General features: G+C 68.6%; 16 protein-coding genes. All 16 read right to left on the bottom strand.

Annotated elements, in window-relative coordinates:
* Nucleotides 1–6: 6 nt before the first annotated feature.
* Nucleotides 7–1,047: a type I-C CRISPR-associated endonuclease Cas1c gene (gene cas1c / locus EJV46_RS13200; protein WP_131549108.1), complete on the bottom strand. Its 1,041-nt coding sequence runs from the start codon at nucleotides 1,045–1,047 to the stop codon at nucleotides 7–9.
* 10 nt (nucleotides 1,048–1,057) lie between these two features.
* The gene (gene cas4 / locus EJV46_RS13195; protein ID WP_131549107.1) at nucleotides 1,058–1,699 is read right to left on the bottom strand and encodes a CRISPR-associated protein Cas4; all 642 of its coding nucleotides are present in this window, start codon (nucleotides 1,697–1,699) and stop codon (nucleotides 1,058–1,060) included.
* A gap of 6 nt (nucleotides 1,700–1,705) precedes the next feature.
* Complete coding sequence (gene cas7c, locus EJV46_RS13190) at nucleotides 1,706–2,647, bottom strand: type I-C CRISPR-associated protein Cas7/Csd2 (RefSeq protein ID WP_131549106.1); 942 nt, start codon at nucleotides 2,645–2,647, stop codon at nucleotides 1,706–1,708.
* Nucleotides 2,640–4,442, bottom strand: coding sequence for a type I-C CRISPR-associated protein Cas8c/Csd1 (gene cas8c, locus EJV46_RS13185; protein ID WP_131549105.1), 1,803 nt, complete (start codon nucleotides 4,440–4,442; stop codon nucleotides 2,640–2,642). Before cas8c ends, cas7c begins: the two co-directional genes overlap by 8 nt.
* Entirely contained in the window at nucleotides 4,439–5,104 is a 666-nt protein-coding gene (gene cas5c, locus EJV46_RS13180) for a type I-C CRISPR-associated protein Cas5c (protein ID WP_131549104.1), read from the bottom strand. The genes cas8c and cas5c overlap by 4 nt, the downstream gene beginning before the upstream one ends.
* A 141-nt stretch (nucleotides 5,105–5,245) precedes the next feature.
* Nucleotides 5,246–7,507 (bottom strand): CRISPR-associated helicase Cas3', encoded by a 2,262-nt coding sequence (gene cas3, locus EJV46_RS13175; protein WP_131549103.1) that lies wholly within the window; start codon nucleotides 7,505–7,507, stop codon nucleotides 5,246–5,248.
* Nucleotides 7,508–7,932: 425 nt separating this feature from the next.
* Nucleotides 7,933–9,000: a catalase family protein gene (locus EJV46_RS13170; RefSeq protein WP_131549102.1), complete on the bottom strand. Its 1,068-nt coding sequence runs from the start codon at nucleotides 8,998–9,000 to the stop codon at nucleotides 7,933–7,935.
* Nucleotides 9,001–9,138: 138 nt separating this feature from the next.
* The gene (locus EJV46_RS13165; RefSeq protein ID WP_206020798.1) at nucleotides 9,139–9,702 is read right to left on the bottom strand and encodes an NUDIX hydrolase; all 564 of its coding nucleotides are present in this window, start codon (nucleotides 9,700–9,702) and stop codon (nucleotides 9,139–9,141) included.
* A 41-nt stretch (nucleotides 9,703–9,743) separates the two neighbouring features.
* The gene (locus EJV46_RS13160) at nucleotides 9,744–10,757 is read right to left on the bottom strand and encodes a UDP-glucuronic acid decarboxylase family protein (protein WP_131549100.1); all 1,014 of its coding nucleotides are present in this window, start codon (nucleotides 10,755–10,757) and stop codon (nucleotides 9,744–9,746) included.
* Nucleotides 10,754–11,875 carry a glycosyltransferase gene (locus EJV46_RS13155; RefSeq protein WP_131549099.1) on the bottom strand — a complete coding sequence of 374 codons (1,122 nt, stop codon included), beginning with the start codon at nucleotides 11,873–11,875 and terminating at the stop codon, nucleotides 10,754–10,756. Before EJV46_RS13155 ends, EJV46_RS13160 begins: the two co-directional genes overlap by 4 nt.
* A complete protein-coding gene (locus tag EJV46_RS13150) occupies nucleotides 11,872–12,966 on the bottom strand; it encodes a glycosyltransferase (RefSeq protein WP_131549098.1) in 1,095 nt (364 codons plus the stop codon). The genes EJV46_RS13155 and EJV46_RS13150 overlap by 4 nt, the downstream gene beginning before the upstream one ends.
* Complete coding sequence (locus EJV46_RS13145) at nucleotides 12,963–14,075, bottom strand: glycosyltransferase (RefSeq protein WP_131549097.1); 1,113 nt, start codon at nucleotides 14,073–14,075, stop codon at nucleotides 12,963–12,965. The genes EJV46_RS13150 and EJV46_RS13145 overlap by 4 nt, the downstream gene beginning before the upstream one ends.
* Nucleotides 14,072–15,175, bottom strand: coding sequence for a glycosyltransferase family 4 protein (locus EJV46_RS13140; protein ID WP_131549096.1), 1,104 nt, complete (start codon nucleotides 15,173–15,175; stop codon nucleotides 14,072–14,074). The genes EJV46_RS13145 and EJV46_RS13140 overlap by 4 nt, the downstream gene beginning before the upstream one ends.
* Nucleotides 15,160–16,452: a TIGR04295 family B12-binding domain-containing radical SAM protein gene (locus EJV46_RS13135; protein WP_131549095.1), complete on the bottom strand. Its 1,293-nt coding sequence runs from the start codon at nucleotides 16,450–16,452 to the stop codon at nucleotides 15,160–15,162. The genes EJV46_RS13140 and EJV46_RS13135 overlap by 16 nt, the downstream gene beginning before the upstream one ends.
* Nucleotides 16,449–17,528 carry an SDR family NAD(P)-dependent oxidoreductase gene (locus tag EJV46_RS13130; protein WP_206020797.1) on the bottom strand — a complete coding sequence of 360 codons (1,080 nt, stop codon included), beginning with the start codon at nucleotides 17,526–17,528 and terminating at the stop codon, nucleotides 16,449–16,451. The genes EJV46_RS13135 and EJV46_RS13130 overlap by 4 nt, the downstream gene beginning before the upstream one ends.
* Nucleotides 17,525–18,637 (bottom strand): NAD-dependent epimerase/dehydratase family protein, encoded by a 1,113-nt coding sequence (locus EJV46_RS13125; RefSeq protein ID WP_131549093.1) that lies wholly within the window; start codon nucleotides 18,635–18,637, stop codon nucleotides 17,525–17,527. Before EJV46_RS13125 ends, EJV46_RS13130 begins: the two co-directional genes overlap by 4 nt.
* Nucleotides 18,638–18,891 lie beyond the last annotated feature (254 nt).

Raw genomic sequence — 18,891 nt, 5'->3', positions numbered from 1 at the left:
TCGACCTCACTTCCAGATAAACCCGGGATAGCCGTCCAGCTCGCCGCGTAGATGTCGCGACAGAAGCTGCGCCTGGACATGTGCGATGAGACCAAGCGGCGCCGTCTCCCCGAGGAAGGGATGGCGCAGCTCCTGCCGCTTGCGCTCCTGCCAGGCAACCAGGATGGTTTTGCGCGCGGCATCCGTCAGCCTCACGCCGCCGGCCTCCTCCATGATGAAGTCGTCCGGCCGCACCTGCCCGCGATTGATGAGGCTGAGGGCCAGCCGATCTGCCAGAACAGGGCGCAGCTCTTCCATCAGATCCAGCGCCAGGCCGGCTCGGCCCGGGCGGTCGGCATGCAGGAAGCCGACCTGCGGATCCAGCCCATGCGCCTCCAGTGCCGAGCGGCAGTCATGCCCCAGCATCGCATAGAGGAAGGAGAGCAGCGCATTCACGCGATCGAGCGGCGGCCGACGCGAGCGGCCGGTGAAGCGAAAAGCGCCATCGCCGATGCGGATCAAGTGATCGAAAACGGCGAAATAGGTGGCGGCCGCCTCACCTTCGAGCCCGCGCAGCGTCTCGACGGTGTCCATGGCCAAGGTGCGGCGTGCAATGTGGCCAAGCCGAGCCTCTGCCGCCGAGACGGCGAGCCGCGCCTCGGGCACCATCGCGTCGCCATGATCGCGCAGGGCGCGCAGCAGCACCGTGCGCTGGTTCGCCGCCTTGGCCGCCACGATGCCGCGCACGATCGGCACCTGCCGCCCGGCATCGTCGGCCCAGCGATACTGCGCCCGCCGCAGGAGCACGTTGCCGCTGCGCGGCCCTTCCACACGCGCCAGGAAGCGCCCGTTCGGCTCCAGGTAGGAGATGGCGACGCCGGCTTCGGCGCAGGCCGCCATGAGCGCCGGCGAACCTCCGGGTCTCGCGAAGCTGACGACACCATCGAGCATGTGCAAAGGCGCCCGGCCGCGCTCGACGCCCTCCACCTCGACCACGAGGTTGGCGCCTTCCTTGCGGAGCCAGGCGTCCTCGCTGGTGACGTAGACCGTGTTCCGCATCCGCCGCATCGTCTTCCCCTCACTCGCCCAGTTGGCGTGCCAGCCATCGCGCGACGGAGGGCGGCGCGGCCAGGCGCTCCGGCTGGCAGAGATCAAGCATCGAACAGCGCCGGCAGGCGGCCATGGGCACGGGCAGCGGCGTCCGCCCCGTCAGGATGTTCTGGCGCGCCTCGTCGGCGACGCGGGCCGTGAGCGCTCGCAACTCCGCATCGAAGGCAACGGCCATGCGCCGCCGCGTGACGCCGTAGAACAGCGCCCCCTCCGGTACGGGCTGGCCGAACATCTCCTCCAGGCAGATCGCCTGCGCGCAGAGCTGTACCTCGTCGGCTCGGTGCGGCTTGGGCTTGCCGCGCTTGTATTCGACCGGGAAGGGCTGCGGCGGCCCCCCCCGGAATTCCACCGCATCCGCCTTGCCCGAGACGCCGAGCGCTATCGACCGCAGCGCCAGGCCGCGCGCCACCCGCAGCCCCGGCCGGCTCTCCGGCCGCCCGGCATCCACCTTCTCGTGCAGCAGGCGCCCCTCAGCGGTGGCGGCATCCTCGGCCCAGAGCTGCTCCACATGGATCAGCGCGCATTGCCGCGGGCAGAAGAGGTGGTGCTGCAGCGCCGAGAGCGGAATCAGCGCGTCCTCGGCCTCCGGATCGGGCGGCGCTGCGGCCATCGCATGCTACCGCTCGATCACCTCGACCCCGGCGGGAAGTCCGTCGCGATCGATGGTGATGGCGTAGTCGGCAAAGCTGCGCGCGGCCGGCCAGTTGCCGGTCGCCTCATCGCTGATCGCGTTCTGGCTGCCCTGGTACACGCGCCAGGTCTTCACCCGCTCGAACAGCTTGTGCGCGTGGGCATTGCCGAGCGCTGTGGCATGACGGAACACGACGAGCTTGCGCGTCGCCATCTCGCCGCGCGCGGCCGAGCGGTCATGCTCGAACATGTTGTCCAGCGCCTCGAAGAGCAGGTCCAGGTCGGCCTCCGCGAAACCCGTGCCCTTCGACTTGTCTGAGGCAAGTGGGGCATTGACGAAACCGTGCGCGCGATAGAGGCCGTAGGGGATGATGTGCTTGCGGCCCATCGTGCGGCCGCCCTTTTCCTCGGCGTCCTTCTCCGTCGTCGCGGCCATGCGCGTGATGGAAATTTCCAGCGGCAGTACGGGCTCGACGGAACTGGCGAAGGTGATCTGCACGGGGCCGCGCACCTGGCCGGCATTCACGCCCGTGGTCATCACGGCGCCGAAGGCGCGGATGTCCCAGAAATTGGCGCACATCCACTTTGTGATTTCGCGCGCCTTTTCATCGTCCTTCGCGCGCCCGTCTTTGCGCTTATCATTGGGGCTGGCGTCGGGCATCACCGCCGACCAAGACCGACCGTGCTCGACGTTGAGCGTGGCGCCGTCGCGCATGTAGATCTCGTGGCCGGGCACGTTCCCCTTCGCGAGGGCCACGTAGTTGCGGATTTTGCGCTTGATCGCGACGTCCGAGACGAGACCGCGATTGGTCTCGGGGTCGAGGCGCGGCAGGTTGCCGGCATCGGGATCGCCATTCGGATTGCCGTTCGTCACATCGAAATAGAGCACGAATTCGTGGCGGCGCGTCAGCGCGGCGGATTCACTCATGGTCGTCATTCCCCTCGGGCGACTGTTCGTCGGCGATATCGTCCACGGCCTTGCCGCCCACCCTGGCCCGGCGCTGGTGGTAGTAGCCGATGACGAAGCGGCCCTGCTCCTCCAGCCGGAGCGAGCGCGGCAGTTGCGGCGGCAGGTGCTCGGCGATCTGGTCCATCTCGCGTTCGATGAAGATGCCCTTGCCGTCCTTGCGCAGCTTCGAGAGGTGGTTCTGCATGCCACGCAGCAGCAGCGGGAAGACGCTGGCGGGCGTGGCCGAGGCGGCGCCGAAATAGCGGTCGCGGATGGTGGCGTTGACCTTGCCGAGCGCCATGCGCTGGGCGATCTCGGCCATCGTGAACATGCGGCCGAGCTGATAGGCGGAGTTCGGCTCCTCCCGGTTGAGGCTCACAGGCGGGGTCTCCCTTCCAGATTTTCGGGCGTCGCGCGCGAGAACGGCGCGGATGGCGGCAGCGTGCCAGCCGGTGCTGGGGTCATCCCCGGCGCGGATGCGCATCAGGGCCGCGGCCAGCAGCGGGCGCGGATAGTTCCCGCCGGTCAGGACGGCGCGCGTGACCTCGCCGGCGAGCTGCGGCGGGATGTTCTCGAACTTCTCCAGCGCGGCCGTGGTCTTCACCAGCAGGCGCTGGACGGCCGGCGGCAGCAGGCGCCAGGGCGGCGGCTCGATCGCCAGGTCGTCGTAATGCTCGGCCAGGCGCTTCGCGAAGACCTCGAAGCGGTCCGCCATCCAGAAGCGCACGGAAAGGCGTGCGGCATTGGGCGCAAGGCCCAGTACATGGAAGCGCACGCCCTCGGCGAGCTGCGGGCTGACCTCCCGCACCGGCCGGCCCTCGGCGACATGGCGGAGGGCGTCGCGAATGCGGGCGGCCTGCTGCTCGTCGCGCTGGAGATTCTCCGTCGCGCCATCCGAGGCCGAGGTGTTAAAGAAGTCGTTGAACCAATCCTCGGTCGCCTTGGCCACGACCTCGTCGCTGGCATCCGCCCAGAAGACGACGGTGGTGTCGCCGATGGGGCGGGGCACGCGATTGCCGCTGCCACGGTCCAGCATGCGGTTCAGCGCCGCGCCGTAGCGGAAGGCGGCGACCTCGGAGGTTGGTGCGTTGTCGCCTTGCTTCTTGCCGTAGGATTCAAAGGAATCGAGGTTGAAGGACACCAGCGAAGCGCCCGCAGTTTGCGCCCCCTCCACGCCCTTGATGATCGGGTGAAGGCGTTGAATTGCCGCTTCCTGGCCGGTCACCAAACAGAAAGCAGCCGCCGCTCCGCTGCCCGCCGCACTTGCGACAAGATGCAACGCCGCGGGGCGCTCGTGGATGAATGCTTTCTCGCCTTTGAGGCTGAAGACGATGTTTGTATCCAGCATATCCGCCACGAAAGGATCGGCATTGAAGCGCTCGGGTGACCAGCTTTCAAGAAAGCGGCGCAACGCAAGCAAACCCACGTCATTGGTTTCGGCCAACAGCTTCTGATGCATGGCCTTGAAAGCTGCATGCTCTTCCAAGGTACGCCGACCTTCGCCCAAGGTCCGACCGAGCGAGTAAGCCGTCTTATCCCAAAGGAAATTCGGCAGGATGTTTGACTTCCTGATGACCTCGGCGGGAACGCCCTCAAGGCGAGGGACGAACCTCTTTCCCTCTTGCCGGCGGAGATCAATCTTATCGACCGGCTCACCCGCCGCCGAAAGTACGATGGCGAAGCTTATCTTGGATCGCGAATAGCCCGGCGCCTCCGCCTCGCCCCGTGCCGCCATGCGTCCGTAATAGCCGTCCAGCGCCTGGAGGATGCTCACGAGGCCACGCCCTCCGCGAGGCAGGCCTTCACGTCCAGCACGCCCTCCAGCAATCGCGCCCGGAAGAAGCGCGACGCGCCACCGCGCGCGAAATCGATGTCGTGCAGCATCCAGCCGAGATCGCGCTCCGGCTCGTCCGCGGGCCATTTGCTTTCCGGCAGCGGCGCGTCCGGCTCGACGAGCGCGAAATCCGCCGCGAATTCCCGCGTGCCCAGGCAGGGGCGGTGGAAGCACTGCCCGGCGGCGGCGCGCCGGTTGAACATGGAAAGGTGCTTGGCCGGCGTGTCCTCCGCGCCGGCACGCGCCGACATCACGAAATGCGCCTCGATCACATAGGCCACGTCCACCAGCAGCGTCGCCGCGCGCTGCTGCCTGATATCCTCGACCACGAGGCCCAGCCCCTGGGTGGAGCCGGCACCCATGGCGCGGCTGGCCAGGGCGGCGCTGGCCTTGGCGCTGACCTCGTTGCGGCGGAAGGACTGGAAGCGGATGGGCCGGAGAACGTGGATGCGATCGACGACCCAGGTGATCGCCGGCTTCCAGTGGATGGCCTCGAGGATGCCGCGCGCGGCAGAAGGGGTCATGACGTCATAGGAGACGCGCTCGACCTTCATTTCCGGCCGGGTGAAGCAGGCGCGGTCGCCCCAGACATGTAGCCTCATCCCGAACGACAAAGCGCACTCCCCGATTCCTTGCAGCAATTCTCCTTCAAAGAAAATCCCGGTCAACCAGAATAATATCTGGCAGTAACATTCCAAGTAATGCAATACGAAATCGAAACTTATTTACTCGATCAATAGCTTTCACGGGAAGATATTGCTCTCAGCATCGCGGAACAGGATCTGTTCGAGGCGTAGTCCTGTCTCCTTGTCGTATTGGGCTCGGTCCCCGAAAGCCAGCAACTCTTCTCCCAGCGCCGGATGCACGCTCTTCAACGCTCCCAACCGAAGCCACTCCCCCCGCGCCGACCGCGGAATCGAAACCACGTACTGCTGCAGCCGCCGCATCTGAGACGCGAGCGGCCGCTCCATCGCGGCGATCTCGCGCAGCAGCGCCTCGGCTTCCTCGTCAAAGGGAACGATCACCGAGGCCATCGCGTCCTCGATGAGGCGAAACGCCTCGGCGATGCTGCGGAAGGGGAAGTCGAAATCCGCCGCCCTTTCGTGGATGGCGCGCAGGATCCCGCCCGCCTGTTCGTCTACTGTCGCGAAATCGAGCGCCTGCGTTCCCTTCTGCCAATAGAGCGTGCTGAAATAGGCATGGATCGCCTCCAGCGTCAGCGGATCCTCGGACCGGTCCAGCACCGGCCGTGCCGCCTGCCAGAACTGCTCCCGCGCGTGAGGCGGCTTGGCCTCCGCCGGCTCGAAGACCACCACCCGCCCCATCGCCAGCTTGCCGTGCCGGTTGCAGCGCCCGGCCGCCTGGATGATGGAATCCAGGCCCGCCGCCGCGCGCCAGACCTCGGGCAGGTCGATATCCACCCCCGCCTCGATGAGTGACGTGCTGACCAGCCGCACCGGCTCGCCCGCTCTCAGCCGCGCGCGCACCTCCTCCAGCACCCGGCGCCGGTGCTTCGGGCACATGAGCGTGCTGAGATGGGTGGCGCCCGGCAGGTGGCGGATCGCCTCGAACAGCCCGCGCGCATGGGCGCGGCTATTCACCACGCAGAGCATCTGCGGCTGCTCCGCGAAGCGCGCGACGATCTCCCCGTCCGTCACCGGCCCGGGCCGCCTCTCCACCTCGACGCGCTTCAGCGCCGCGAAGAGCGCCTTCGGATCCGGCGCGAGCTCCCGGTCCTCATCGATGTCGAAGCCGCCCCCGAAACCATCCTTCGCGCGCAGCGCCGGCTGCGTCGCCGTGCACAGCACCACGCTGGCCCCGTAGTTATGCGCGAGCTCCTCCAGCGCGGCCATGCAGGGGCGCAGCAGGTGCAGCGGCAGGGTCTGCGCCTCGTCGAGCACGATCACCGAACCGGCGATGTTGTGCAGCTTGCGGCAGCGCGAGGTCCGGTTGGCGAAGAGGCTCTCGAAGAACTGCACCGCCGTGGTGACGACGACCGGCGCCGCCCAATTCTCCGAGGCCCGGCGCAGCTTCGCGAGCCCGTCGCGCCCTTCGTCGTCCTCCGCGAGCTGCCGCGCCGTTTCCCAGTCGAAGCTTGCATGATGCTCCAGCACGTCGTCGCGCGTGCCGAGCGCCCTTCGGAAGATATCGGCCGTCTGCTCGATGATCGATGTGAAGGGGATGACGTAGATCACCCGCCGCATGCCGTGGGTCAGCGCGTGCTCCAGCGCGAAGGAGAGCGATGCGAGCGTCTTGCCGCCGCCGGTGGGCACGGTCAGGGTGAAGAGGCCGGGCGCTGCGGCGGCCTTTCCGATGGCATGCCGCAGGACCTCCGCCCGGAGTGTCTGCACCGCATCGGTGCCTTCGCTGCGCAGGCCGGCCATGTGGCGGCGCAGCCGCTCGCGCAGTTCGGTCAGCGGCGTGAAGCCGTCCCGCTCGACGGGCTCCCGTGCCGCCTCGGCGTAGAAGCGTTCGGTTTCGAGAAAGTCAGCATCCACCAGACAGGAGAAGAGCATGCGCGTGAGGAAGGCCTGGCCGAATCCGGGATGGCGGCTGGTCTGTGGTCGACGGTTCGGCACTAGGCTGGCCGGGAGCTCGCCGGTCTGCGTCTGCCAGCCGGCAAACGGCTCGATGCGATAGCTCTCCGCCAGGCGATCATCGAGTTTGCGGCCGTCGGCGAGTCCCGCATGGTGGCCTGCGATCAGGAAGGCGAGCATCCGGCCTAGCGGCCCACGATAGACCTCGACGGCGGCACGCGCTCCGGCTGTCGAATGGTCGGGGCCCTTGGCATTTCCGGCCAGATCTCGCGGTTTGAATAGATAGGCTTGATAAAGATCGGAGACCTTTCCGATGTCGTGCAGAAGCGCCGCGGCTCGACCGGCCTCTCCCCAACCGAAGACTGAGGCAAAGCAGTGGGAACGGCGCGCCACCCTTGCCAAGTGGTCGGGCAAACACTCCCAAAACTCCGCATCGAAGCCGGATATGGAATGAGCGTAGAGAGGCATGCTGCTCCCAATTTAATGCCAGACCCGAACGCTAGCCAATGATATCTGACAGCGAACCCGTGCGATGTCCGTGGATCGACACCTTTTCGGCGGATTGATTTGTAATCGGCTTCCCTCTTCATTGGCACGCGCTCGCTCGGCGTCCGGCAAAGCCTCCTCGGGCTCGATGGATCATCGGCGGTGATGACGTCCGCGCCCATTCCGGTCAGCGCGCCGCCGACAGACCCCTGTCGAAGCACACTTCGGCCTGAGCGGACGCACAAATTGACCTGCTTCCGCCTGCTTTCCTCGGAAAACAGGATCAGAACAGGCGTAAACAGGCTGAGACGGGTTCGCGCGCGACTGGACCCACAACGACCTTGAGTATCTGACAGCAGTTTATTCGCCCTCTGGGCAAGGGCCTTCGCGGACCCAGCCGCCCCGCCTCAAGGCTCGTGAATCGGGCAGCGGTTGGCTGCCTGCCGGAAGTCCGCGGCGTGCCGGTAGGTCGCCTGCCGCGCCCGGTTCACGTTGCCGAGAGGACGATGGGCGGCAAGGCCGGTCCAGGGCGAGAAGCGCATGGTCTCGTTCACCTTCTCGACGAGGTTGGGATCCCAGGAATCCTGGGCGGAGACGCGCAAGGCGGCGACCCGGGCGAAGGGCGCCTCCGCCTCGTCCCAGAGGGTGCTCGCATCCTCCACCGGCTGCTTCTCCTCATCCCACGCCAGCTGGACCTCGAAGGCCCACTCGCCCTCGATCCGCGCCATCTCCTGCCGAATCGTCTCGCGGATTGCGTTGGGGCGGCCCTTGGTGTCGATGTCCCGGCCGGTCAGATCGGTGAGTCCCGGCGAGACCGGACGCAGGCGGAACTTGGCGACGTAGTCTCCGTATCGAAAGGGGACCGCGCTGAAGTAGGTCTCGCCGAGCGGGTTCGCCTGCGGAGCGCCGCCCAAGCTGGCCAGCTTCGAGCTTTCGAGGCCCACCTTCCCCAGCGCGCCATTGACGATCTGCAGGACCTTCGACAGCGCGATCTTCGCACCTTCCGCCTTGTCGGTCGTCCTGGCGAGCAGCTTGAGATTCCCGGCGAAGGTCTTGGCGGTGGACATGATGAAGGCGGGGCTGTTGATCATCACGAAATCCTGGGTCGTGCCTTCGGCGCCGGGGAGGCGTTCGCCAGACACGCCGCCCACCTTCAGGGCGAGGCCGCGCGGCAGCGCGATGGCATCGTCCAGGATGTCGCCGGGATTGGTGGAGATGCGCAGCCAGGCGGGATGCTCGCCGGGTGACGCGAACAGGCCCTGCGCCAGTTCCGGCGGAAGGCCCGCATCGATCGAAAAGGTACCCGCCATGATGCCATGCGCCTTGGCATGCACCGCGCGGACGGCGTGGCCGTAATCCCCATGCGTCGTTTCGAGGATACGGTCGAACGCGCCGTTGAGGTCGTCGACGACCTGCGGCTCGTCGTCCGAAACCTGTTCGAGATCGTGGCGATACAAAAGGGGCGGCAGCGTCATCGGGCGGCTTTCATTCAGGGGATGCTGCGCAAGGGCGCTCCATCTGGAATTCCGCAGGACCGATCGCGGCCGGGGCCAGAGACGACCATGCAAAACCATAACGCCGCCCCGCCGTCGTGGTGGTGCGCCTCCCCGAATCTAAGCGAAGCAGTCGGGCCGGCGAAGGCGCAGCGTCTGGACCAGCAACAGAAGCTTGAGGTCGGTCAGCTCGCCCGCATCCGCCAGCTGAGCCAGCTCAGCGAGCGGCATCTCCAGCACGGTGATCTCCTCGTGCTCCTCCGAGAGACCGCCGCCGGGCGCGACGCGATCCGCCTCCGCATAGGGGGCGAGGAAGAGCGAGACGCGCTCCGTGGAAAGGGCGGGCATGCTCCAGACCCGCGCGACCGGCTGCAGCTGCGCCAGCCTGACGCCAACCTCCTCCATGGCTTCGCGTCGCGCGCAGGCCTCGGCCTCCTCGCCCTCCAAACGTCCGGCCGCGGCTTCGAGGATCATGCCGTCGGCACCGACGTAGCGGGGCGGCGTGCGGAACTGGCGGATCACCAACGCCAGCCGGCGCAGGGGGTCATAGGGCAGCACCATGGCCGCCTCGCCGTGATCCTCGATGTCGCGCTTCGTCGACTGCCCGTCGGGCAGGCGGATGGTGGCGAGGATCATCCTCGCCCAGCGGCTGTAGACGATCTCGGTGGAAACGATCTCGGCCAAGCGGAATCTCCCAGCAAAGCGGCGGGATACCGCACGGCGTTTCAGACGACCAGATGATCCGTCCCCTTGCCCGCGGCGCGCGGCTCGGGCTCCGCCTGCAGCTCGGTGAACCATTGCACCGTCGCCCGCAACCCTTCCGCCAGCGTCGTCCTTGGCGCCCAGCCGAGAAGCTCCCTCGCCCGGCCGATATCCGGCCGCCGGCGCCGCGGATCATCCTCAGGGAGAGCCAGGTGCACGACCGGCGAGCGAGACCCCGTCAATGCCAGCACCTGCTCCACCAGCTCCGTCACGGTCATCTCGACGGGATTGCCGATGTTGATGGGGCCCGGCTGCGCCCCTTCGTAGCGCATGAGCCGCACGAGCCCGTCGATCATGTCGTCGACGTAGCAGAAGGAGCGGGTCTGGCTGCCATCGCCATAGACGGTGATGTCGCTGCCATCGAGCGCTTGGGTGATGAGGTTCGACACGACACGCCCGTCATCGGCGCGCATGCGCGGACCATAGGTGTTGAAGATGCGAGCAATCCTGACTTCGGCGCGATCGGCACGGTGAAAGTCGAGCGCGAGCGATTCCGCCGCGCGCTTGCCTTCGTCGTAGCAGGCGCGTGGCCCGGTGCAGCTGACGTTGCCGCGATAGCTCTCCGTCTGCGGATGCACCTCGGGGTCGCCGTAGACCTCGCTCGTGGAGGTGAGGAGGAAGCGCGCGCCGCGCTGCTCGGCCAGGCGGAGCAGGTTGCGCGTGCCGACGACGCTGGTGAGCAGCGTGTGCTCCGGGTCGGCCTGGTACTGCACGGGCGAGGCGGCGCAGGCGAGGTTGAACACCATGTCGATCCGGCGGGGCAACCTCGCGAGGAAGCCGGTCTCGATCACGTCGGCCTCCACGAAGGTGAAGTCGGGATTCTGCTCCATGCGGCGAACCGTCCGGCGCTGGCCGGTCTGCAGGTTGTCCACGCACCAGACCTGCACGCCATCCGCGAGCAGCGCCTCGCACAGATGCGATCCCAGGAAGCCCGCCCCGCCCGCGACCACGGCCCGCCTCGTATGACCATTCTTCATGGAAGTTCCCTCTGGAGTTCCGGTGCGCGAAAGGAGGCCGTGGGCGTGCTTCGAAGACGTGCGTCCTGCAGATACTCGACCAGCTGCGCCGCCCGGTGGCCGGCCGTGTGCTCCGAGAGGATTCGTGAGCGCGCGGCGCGGCCCATCCGATCGCGGCGGCCGGCCGAAGGATCGCAGAGGGTGGCGAGCACCGTTTCCGTATCCTGGGCCAGGACGATCTCGCCGGGCCGCAGCACCGTCTCGATGCCGCGCCAGCTATCCGAGATCACGGGCGTGCCGCAGGCCGCCGCTTCGAAAAGCCGGACACTTGGGCTGAAGCCGGCCTTCACCATGTCGGCGCGCGTCACGTTCAGCGTGTAGCGGCTGGCGCTATAGAAGGCAGGGTGGTCCGACGGCGGCACGTGCTCCAGGCGCTCGACATTGGCTGGCCAGGCGATGTCCGAGGGGTATTGCGGCCCCGCCACGACGAAGCGCAGATGCGGCGCCCGGCGGGCGGGCTCCAGCAGGAGACGCTCCAGCATGGGCTGGCGATCCGGGCTGTAGGTGCCGAGATAGCTGAGATCCCAGCGCCGATCGATGTCGCGCGGGCGATAGGCCTCCGCATCCACCGAACAGTAGAGGGCGCGCGCCGCCGGTGACCCGTACTGCTGCATCAGCAGATCGAGCGTCGGCCCTCCCGTGAAGGAGAGGTAGAGATCGTAGCCGGGGATGAGCTCGGGCGAGAGGTAGTCGTGCTCGCCCTGCGCCAGCTTCGCGAGGGTGACGGGCGTGTCGATGTCGTAGAAGGCGGTGACGCCGTTCGCCGTCCCCTGCACGAGGCGGCCGACCGCCACGCCCTCGGGCACATAGGAGCCGACGATGACGGCGTCGGCCTCGGCGATGGTCCGAGACCAGCGGCGCAGCCCTGGCAGGTCGTGGTAAAATTCCAGCCGGCAGAACTCCGGCGCCGGCAGGTCCCGCTGCGCCGCGTACCAGGGCACGTCCCGCTCCAGGAAGGTGACGCGGTGCCCGAGCGCGGCCGCCGCGCGCAGCAGCGCCCGGTAGGTCGTCGCATGGCCATTGCCCCAGGAGGAGGAGAGGCTGAGGCCGAGGACGGTGATGTCGAGAACCTCCCTCATGCGGCGCGGCCAGCGGTGGCCAGTGCCGCATGGCGGCGCAGCAGCGCGTCCACCTCGGCGCCGCGCATCGCATAGGTATGCCCGGCGAGGATGCGCCGGCGGCCTGCCTCGCCGATCGCGCGGGCACGCATCGGCGTCAGCGCCGCGAGGAGGTCCGCCACGTCCTTCCCGTCGCGAGCGACGAGCACCTCCGCGCCCTCCTCGAGGAACATCTCGAGGCCGGTCCATGCATCGGTGATGAGGCAGGCTCCCGCTCCGCAGGCCTCGAAGACGCGCGTGGCCGGCGACCAGCCATTGGCCGCCATGCTGTCGCGCGAGACGTTCAGCACGGCCTGCGCCGAGCAGTTCAAGGCATTGTGGTCGCGTGTGTAGACATGGCCGATGTACTGCACGTTGGGCGGCAGGTGCTTGTCGCCCCAGCCGTTGCCGCCGAGCAGGAAGGGCCGGCCGGGCAGCCGCCAGGCGGCGTCCAGGAAGAAGTCCTCGATGCGCTTCTCCCTGTCCGGCAGGCGGTTGGCGAGAAGGGCGAGATCCGTCGCGAAGCGGCGTTCGGCGGGAACCGGGTGATGGATGTCCGGATCGAGCGCATTGTAGATCGGCACGCAGCGCGGCGCGCCCAGGCCCGTGAAGGCCGCGACCACTGGCGGCCCACCGCCATAGGTCAGGACATAGTCGAGCTCCGGGAGCGTGCGGCGCAGCGGATGGTCCGGCAGTCCTGCGATTTCCGCCAGGGTGGCGGGCGCATCCACGTCCCAGTAGATCCGGATGGCCCCGGGCCGGGCGGCGCGCATGACACCGGTGATGAGCTCGTCGTCAAAGATGCCGACGCCGCTCGTCTTCACCACGACATCGGCCTCCGCGGCGCGTGCGATGACGTCGCGAAGCGCCGTATCGTTGGCGTCGTAGACGACGACGCGGGCCCATTCCGGCGGCTCGATGTCGCGATGCTTCTGCCGGTCGTAGACATCCGGTTCGTAGAAGGTGATGTCGTGGCCGTGCGCCGCGAGGGCGCGCAACATGCCGCGGTAATAGGTCGCGGCTCCGTTCCAGTAGGAGGACAGCAGGCTCGAGCCGTAGAAGGCGATCCTCATGCGGCGTTCTCCATCAATCGCTGCGGGCGCAACTCGGCCAGGATGGCGAGCAGCTCGCGCATGCGGTGGGCGCAGCCGTGGCGCGCGCGGATCGTGGCGAGGCCATGGGCCGCGACGGCATTGCGCAGCTCCGGATCATGCCGCAATGCGCGCAGCTGGCCCGTCATCTCCGAACCATTCCGCGCCGTGAGAAAATCCTCGCCGTGCCGAAAGAGGTTCTCGCTGTCCTGCCAGGGCGCGGAGACCAGCGGGATGCCGCAGGCCAGCGCCTCGAAGACGCGGATCGTGGGAATGCCGGGCAGCATCGTCACGTAGAAGCGCCGCGGCACATGGACCGTGGCCAGATGCCGCGCGAAGACGCCGGGCGCGGCGGCATTGGGCAGCCAGCCGCGAAAATGCGCGCCGTACTCGTCGAGCTTCGCCCGTGCCTCGTCCGGATAGCGGACGCCGTGGAGATCGAGCGCGAGCCCGGCATCGCGCGCCGGCCGCAGCAGCAGCGCTTCGATCTCCTCGCTGCGCTCCCCGTCGCCCCAGTTGCCGATCCAGACGAGGCCGCTCCGGGGGCCTTCCTGCACGGGGGGATGGAAGTGCCGGATATCGGCCGCCTCGTGCCAGGTCCAGACGCGGCCGCCCCAGCCCCAGCGGCGATAGACCTCCGACAGCGCCTCGCCGAAAGCCAGCACACCGTCGTAGCCGTCGAGGTCGAAGGCGCGGATGGCCTCGGGATCGCTGACGGCGCGGTGGTGCGTGTCGTGGAAGAGCAGCGTGAAGCGGCCGCCCTGCCGGCGCAGCCGTCCGAGGAAGGCGACCAGGGCCGGCTCGTTCCATTCATGGACGACGACGAGATCGGCGTCGGCGACGGCCTCCTCGCAGGCGGCCTGGTCGGCGTAGGCGCGCGAGACCAGCTCGGGATACGCATCGTGAAACGCCGCGACGCCGGCCGGACCGTGGTCCTGCAGGAGGTTCCGCAGGCTCCAGGGCTCCTGGGGCTCCATGGCGACCACCTCGTCGCCGCGGAGAGCGAACTCGCGCAGCACGCCGCGCAGGAAGTGCGCATTCCCATGGTTCCAGCAGGAGCGCAGGGAATGGGTGAAATAGACGAGCTTCACGCGGCGGACTCCAGCGGGGAATGATGCGGCAGGAGCTCCCGGTAGAGGCCGAGCATGCCCTCCACCATGGCCTCCTCGGTGTAGAGGCCGGCCCGCTTGCGGGCCGCCGCGCCGCGCTGCGCCCGCAGCTCCGGATCGGCGGAGAGGGTCCGCAGCGCCTGGAGGAAGCCCTCCTCGTCGTCGGGCGCGACGTAGATCGCGGCGTCGCCCCAGATCTCGCGGAAGGAGGCGATGTCGGAAAGAACGAGCGCGCATCCCGCCTGTGCGGCCTCCAGCACCGCCAGGCCGAACGGCTCGTAGCGCGCCGGCGAGACGAAGATGGCATGGGCCGCGAGGCATTTCGCCATCGCGTCCGAATCCAGTGCGCCCAGGTGCCAGAGCTTCGGGAAGCGCGCGGTGCCGCCGTGAGGCGCCGCGAGCGGACCGGCGACGAGGATGGGCGCGTCCAGCCGCGGCGCGATGCGGTCCAGCAGCGCGATGTTCTTCGCCTCGTCCCAGAGGCGCCCGGCCGCCAGGATCCCGTCGCGCGCGCCATGCACCATGGGCCGGGACGGGCGCGCGTTGTGCACCACGCGGGGCATGCGGCGAAGGTCGTACTGCTCGGCCGTCATGCGCGCGAAGGCTCGGCTCGGCGCGACCAGCGCATCGGCGGCGGCGTAGCCGGCCGCGACGAGCGCGCGCTGGCGGGCGAACTCCTCCGGCAGGGGCGTGCCGCGCATCGTGTCCCACCAGGTGGCCACGCAGGAGTGGCAGCCGATCACCAGCGGCATGGCGAAGTCGCCGCCGGCGGCCAGGGCCGGGCTGTTCAGATGCACCAGCGCTGCGCCGGAATTCGCGGCGAGCGAGGCGAGCGAGCGGCCGGCGGCGCGCAAGGCCTCCTCGTCCGCGCCCGCCCAGTCGAGCGGCAGGTCGGTCACGAGCAGCCTGCTCCCCGCCGCACGTGCCGCCTCCGCCTGGGCCGCGCTCGGGCGCGGCCCCATTACCGCGAGCGTGACTTGCACCTCCCGCGCGACGAGGCCGCGCGCCAGATCGAGCGCGTGGGTCCAGACCCCGCCCACGGCGTCCGTGGTGAGGAGGACGGAGCTCACGGGCGGAGGCATGCGGCCTCCAGCTCGGCCAGGGGGATCGGCCGCCCGTCCTGGATGTCGCTGAAGCTGTCGAACTGGGAGAGGTAATGCGCATGCGCGCGCTCCCAGGCCAGCTCGTCCGGCGCGCCCCAGAGCCGGCGATAGTCCGGCGAGCTGGGATAGGGGTAGAGCGGAACCGGATCGTTGGCCCAGACCCCGGCGCGCTGCAGCCTCGCGCGCCAGTCGGCGATCATGCCGGCATCGTCGCCCGCGGTCTTGATGAGATTGGCCTGCACGAAGGGCACCGAGCGGCGCGCGTGGATGAGGCGGTCTGCCAGCTCGTCGGTGGAGCTGCGGCAGTTCTTGTCCAGCGCGGCGCGGCCCTCCTCGGTGAGGCTCTCCACGCCGGCCTCGATCGAGACGCAGCCGGCGGCGCCGAGCAGGTCCAGCATCTCCGGCTTCCAGAGATCGATGCGCGTCTGCACGCCGAAGATGACGTTGCGGCCGACCAGCGCCTCGAGCAGCGCGCGCTGCGGCAGGAAGATCTCGTCGATGAAGTAGACGTATTCCACGCCCTGGGCGATCAGCCCGTCGATCTCCTCCAGCACCGGCCCGAGCGCACGGCGGCGATACTTGTCGCGGAAATCGATCTTCGCGCAGAAGCTGCAGGTATAGGGACAGCCGCGCGAGGCTTCGACCTCCGCGCCCGGGCCTTGCGGCGGCGCGTCGAAGCGGTGGTGATGGTGGGCGTGGCGGCGGATCCATTCGTCGGGCCAGCGCAGCGCCGCCGCATCGGCGAAGGCGGCGGCGGCGGGCCCGCCGTTCACCTCGATCTCTCCCCGGTTCCACCAGGCGATGGAGGGCACGAGGTGCAGTTCCTCCACCGCGGCAAGCCGGGCCACGATCTCCTCGCATTCGCCGAGGACGACGACATTCGCCCCCAGCTTGCGCAGCGCCGTGCGGGGTGTCGCCGAGCCGTGCGGGCCGACCGCGACCGTGCGCCCGCCCCGCGCGCCCAGCGCCATCAGGAAGGCGCGCGGGATGCGCAGCTCGGGCTGGGCGCAGCGCCAGAAGAGATAGGTCGGCGCCGTCGTCACCACCGTCATGTCGGGCGCGAAGCGGGCGACCTGCTCGACCAGCGCCTCCATCGGCGTGTCGCAGAGATGCCCGTCCAGCATCAGCGTCTCGTGTCCGGCGGCATCGAGCAGCGCCTTGGCGTAGCCGAGCTCCAGCGGCAGATGCGGCTCTCGGGAGCCGAAGTAGATGCTGTTCTCGAAGCTCCAGGGCGGGTTGACGAGCGCGACCTTCACGGCACCGCCTCCGCCTTGGCGCCCGTGCGCAGGCCGTGCTCCCGCTCCAGCCAGCTCGCGAGGGAGGCGAGGCCGATGCGCCAGGGCATGGCCTCGTGCAGGCCGAGCGCATGGCGCGCAGCACTGGCGTCCGAGACGTAGTAGCGCTGGTCGCCGGCGCGCCAATCCGCGTAGTGCGTCTCGATGCTGCGGCCGAGCAGATCCTCGATCGCGGCGATCACCTGCCGCAGGCTCACCGCATTGCCCGGCCCGCCGCCGAGATTGTAGGCGCGGCCGCGGGCGGCGCCGATGCGCTGCCAGGCATGCACATACGCCTCCACGGCGTTCTGCACGTGGAGCACGTCGCGGACCTGGCAGCCGTCGCCGAAGATGCTGATGGGCTCGCCCCGCAGCGCGCGGATGAGGAAATGGGCCACCCAGCCCTGGTCCTCGGTGCCCATCTGCCGCTGGCCATAGATGCAGCTCATGCGCAGCACCACGGCCGGCACGCCGAAGCTCCGGTCGAAGTCGAGCACATACTGGTCCGCGGCGCCCTTCGAGCAGCCGTAGGGGGTGTGGAAGTCGAGCGGGCGCGTCTCGCCGATGCCCTTCTCCCGCAGGGCCGGGTCGACCGGCACGTAGCGCCCGTCCACGCTTTCCAGCGCGACATCCGCGAGGTCGCCATAGACCTTGTTGGTGCTGGCGAATACCATCGGCACCCCTCCGCCGCGCCGGCGCAGGGCGTCGAGCAGCCCGAAGGTGCCGCGCAGGTTCGTGTCGAAATCCTCCTGCGGCTCGACCATGCTCGTCGTCACCGCCACCTGGCCCGCCAGGTGGAAGACCGCGCCGGCATCGCGCACCGCCTCGGCCACCGCATCCGGGTCCCGGATATCGGCGATCATGGTGGAGAGGCGCGCCGGATGCCGGCGCCGCAGCCATTCGAGGTTGGCCTCGACGCCAGGCCTGGCGAGCGCGTCGAGGACCAGGACGTCGTGGCCTTCCTGCGCCAGCCGGTCCGCGAGATTGGAGCCGATGAAGCCGGCGCCGCCGGTGACGAGGAGCGGCTTGCGGGCCCGGATGGGCGGCGAGGCGTTCATGCCACGAGCCCCCGGGCCTCGAGCTCCTGGCGCGCCTGCGCCACGCGATCCTCGGCCTGCTGCCGGGCCACCCATTCCGCGAGTTCGGCGAGGTCCTCCTCGAAGTCGCGATCGACGGAGAAGCCCAGCTCGTCCCGGATGCGCGAGATGTCCGCGATGTTGTGGCGGATATCGCCGCTGCGCGCCTTGCCGGTGATCTCGGGACTTAGCTCGGGGTGACCCATCGCACGGGCCAGGGACAGCGCCACCTCCTCGACGCTGCGATCCTCGCCGCTGGCGACGTTGTAGACCTGGCCCGCGGCGCGCGGGTGCTCCAGCGCGAGGAGGAAGGCCCGCGCCACGTCCCCCACATGCACGAAGTCGCGGCGCTGCTGACCGTCCTCGAAGACCATGGGCCGTTGCCGGTTGTGCAATCGCGAGGCGAAGATCGCGAGCACGCCGGTATAGGGGTTGGAGAGCGCCTGGCCCGGGCCGTAGGCGTTCCACAGCCGCAGCGCCACGCCTTCCATGCCATAGGCCGGCGCCAGGGTGAGCGTCAGCCGCTCCTGCGTGTACTTCGTGATGGCATAGACGGAGGCGAGGTTCGGCCGCTTCGTCTCGGGCGTCGGCACCGGGAGCAGCGGGCGGCCCCGCGGATCCATCGGATCCCAGCCGGCATCCCCGTCGCGGCGCGGCGGACGCAGCACGTCCTCGTGCAGCGCTCCGTCGGCGTCGCGATACAGGCCCTCGCCGTAGATGCTCATCGAGGAGGCGACGACGACGCGCCGCACCGGCCGGTGGATGAGCTGCTGGAAGAGGGACGCGGTGCCGAGGTCATTGGCCGAAACGTAGCGGTCGATGGCATACATGCTCTGTCCGACCCCGACCTCCGCGGCGAGGTGGATGACGCTGTCGACGCCCTTCAAAGCCGGCAGGAGCGACGCCTCGTCCCGCACGTCGCCGCGCAGGAACTCGACCTCCTGATCGAGCAGGGCCGGGCCGCGCCCGCCATGGACCTGATCGATGAGACTGTCGAGAACCCTGACCCGGTGGCCGCGCTGCAGGAGGAGACGCGAGACATGGCTCCCGATGAAGCCCGCGCCGCCGGTGATCAGGATGGTCTCGCTCATGCCGGGGCCTTTCTCGAGCGCCGAAGGCGCGAGGTAAGTAGAAGAAGCAGATGGCCAACGTCGGCATGCCGGGAAGGTTGCGGTTAAATCAATACAATTCGAAGTATTACAAATGTTAGTGTCACCTCGCCTTTGAGTTGTTCTGTGACACATAAATCAAATAAAGGTTAATCTCCGACAATCCCTTACATTTGTTAGGCGACGACTCCCTCTGTGTGAAGGAAATTGGTTTAGAGGATCAACTTAGAAGGTTC

The sequence above is a fragment of the Roseococcus sp. SYP-B2431 genome, assembly GCF_004336745.1.
Classification (GTDB): domain Bacteria; phylum Pseudomonadota; class Alphaproteobacteria; order Acetobacterales; family Acetobacteraceae; genus Roseococcus.
The sequence above is the reverse complement of the archived record's forward strand: the minus strand, read 5'-3'. Positions and strand labels throughout refer to the sequence as shown.

Excerpts from the sequence above, each read along its gene's own strand:
- EJV46_RS13130 (WP_206020797.1), bottom strand. The coding sequence starts at position 17,528 with ATGAACGCCTCGCCGCCCATCCGGGCCCGCAAGCCGCTCCTCGTCACC.
- cas5c (WP_131549104.1), bottom strand. The coding sequence starts at position 5,104 with ATGAGGCTACATGTCTGGGGCGACCGCGCCTGCTTCACCCGGCCGGAA.
- EJV46_RS13170 (WP_131549102.1), bottom strand. The coding sequence starts at position 9,000 with ATGACGCTGCCGCCCCTTTTGTATCGCCACGATCTCGAACAGGTTTCG.
- EJV46_RS13155 (WP_131549099.1), bottom strand. The coding sequence starts at position 11,875 with ATGAGGGAGGTTCTCGACATCACCGTCCTCGGCCTCAGCCTCTCCTCC.
- cas7c (WP_131549106.1), bottom strand. The coding sequence starts at position 2,647 with ATGAGTGAATCCGCCGCGCTGACGCGCCGCCACGAATTCGTGCTCTAT.
- EJV46_RS13160 (WP_131549100.1), bottom strand. The coding sequence starts at position 10,757 with ATGAAGAATGGTCATACGAGGCGGGCCGTGGTCGCGGGCGGGGCGGGC.
- cas3 (WP_131549103.1), bottom strand. The coding sequence starts at position 7,507 with ATGCCTCTCTACGCTCATTCCATATCCGGCTTCGATGCGGAGTTTTGG.
- EJV46_RS13150 (WP_131549098.1), bottom strand. The coding sequence starts at position 12,966 with ATGAGGATCGCCTTCTACGGCTCGAGCCTGCTGTCCTCCTACTGGAAC.
- cas4 (WP_131549107.1), bottom strand. The coding sequence starts at position 1,699 with ATGGCCGCAGCGCCGCCCGATCCGGAGGCCGAGGACGCGCTGATTCCG.
- cas1c (WP_131549108.1), bottom strand. The coding sequence starts at position 1,047 with ATGCGGCGGATGCGGAACACGGTCTACGTCACCAGCGAGGACGCCTGG.
- EJV46_RS13140 (WP_131549096.1), bottom strand. The coding sequence starts at position 15,175 with ATGCCTCCGCCCGTGAGCTCCGTCCTCCTCACCACGGACGCCGTGGGC.
- EJV46_RS13125 (WP_131549093.1), bottom strand. The coding sequence starts at position 18,637 with ATGAGCGAGACCATCCTGATCACCGGCGGCGCGGGCTTCATCGGGAGC.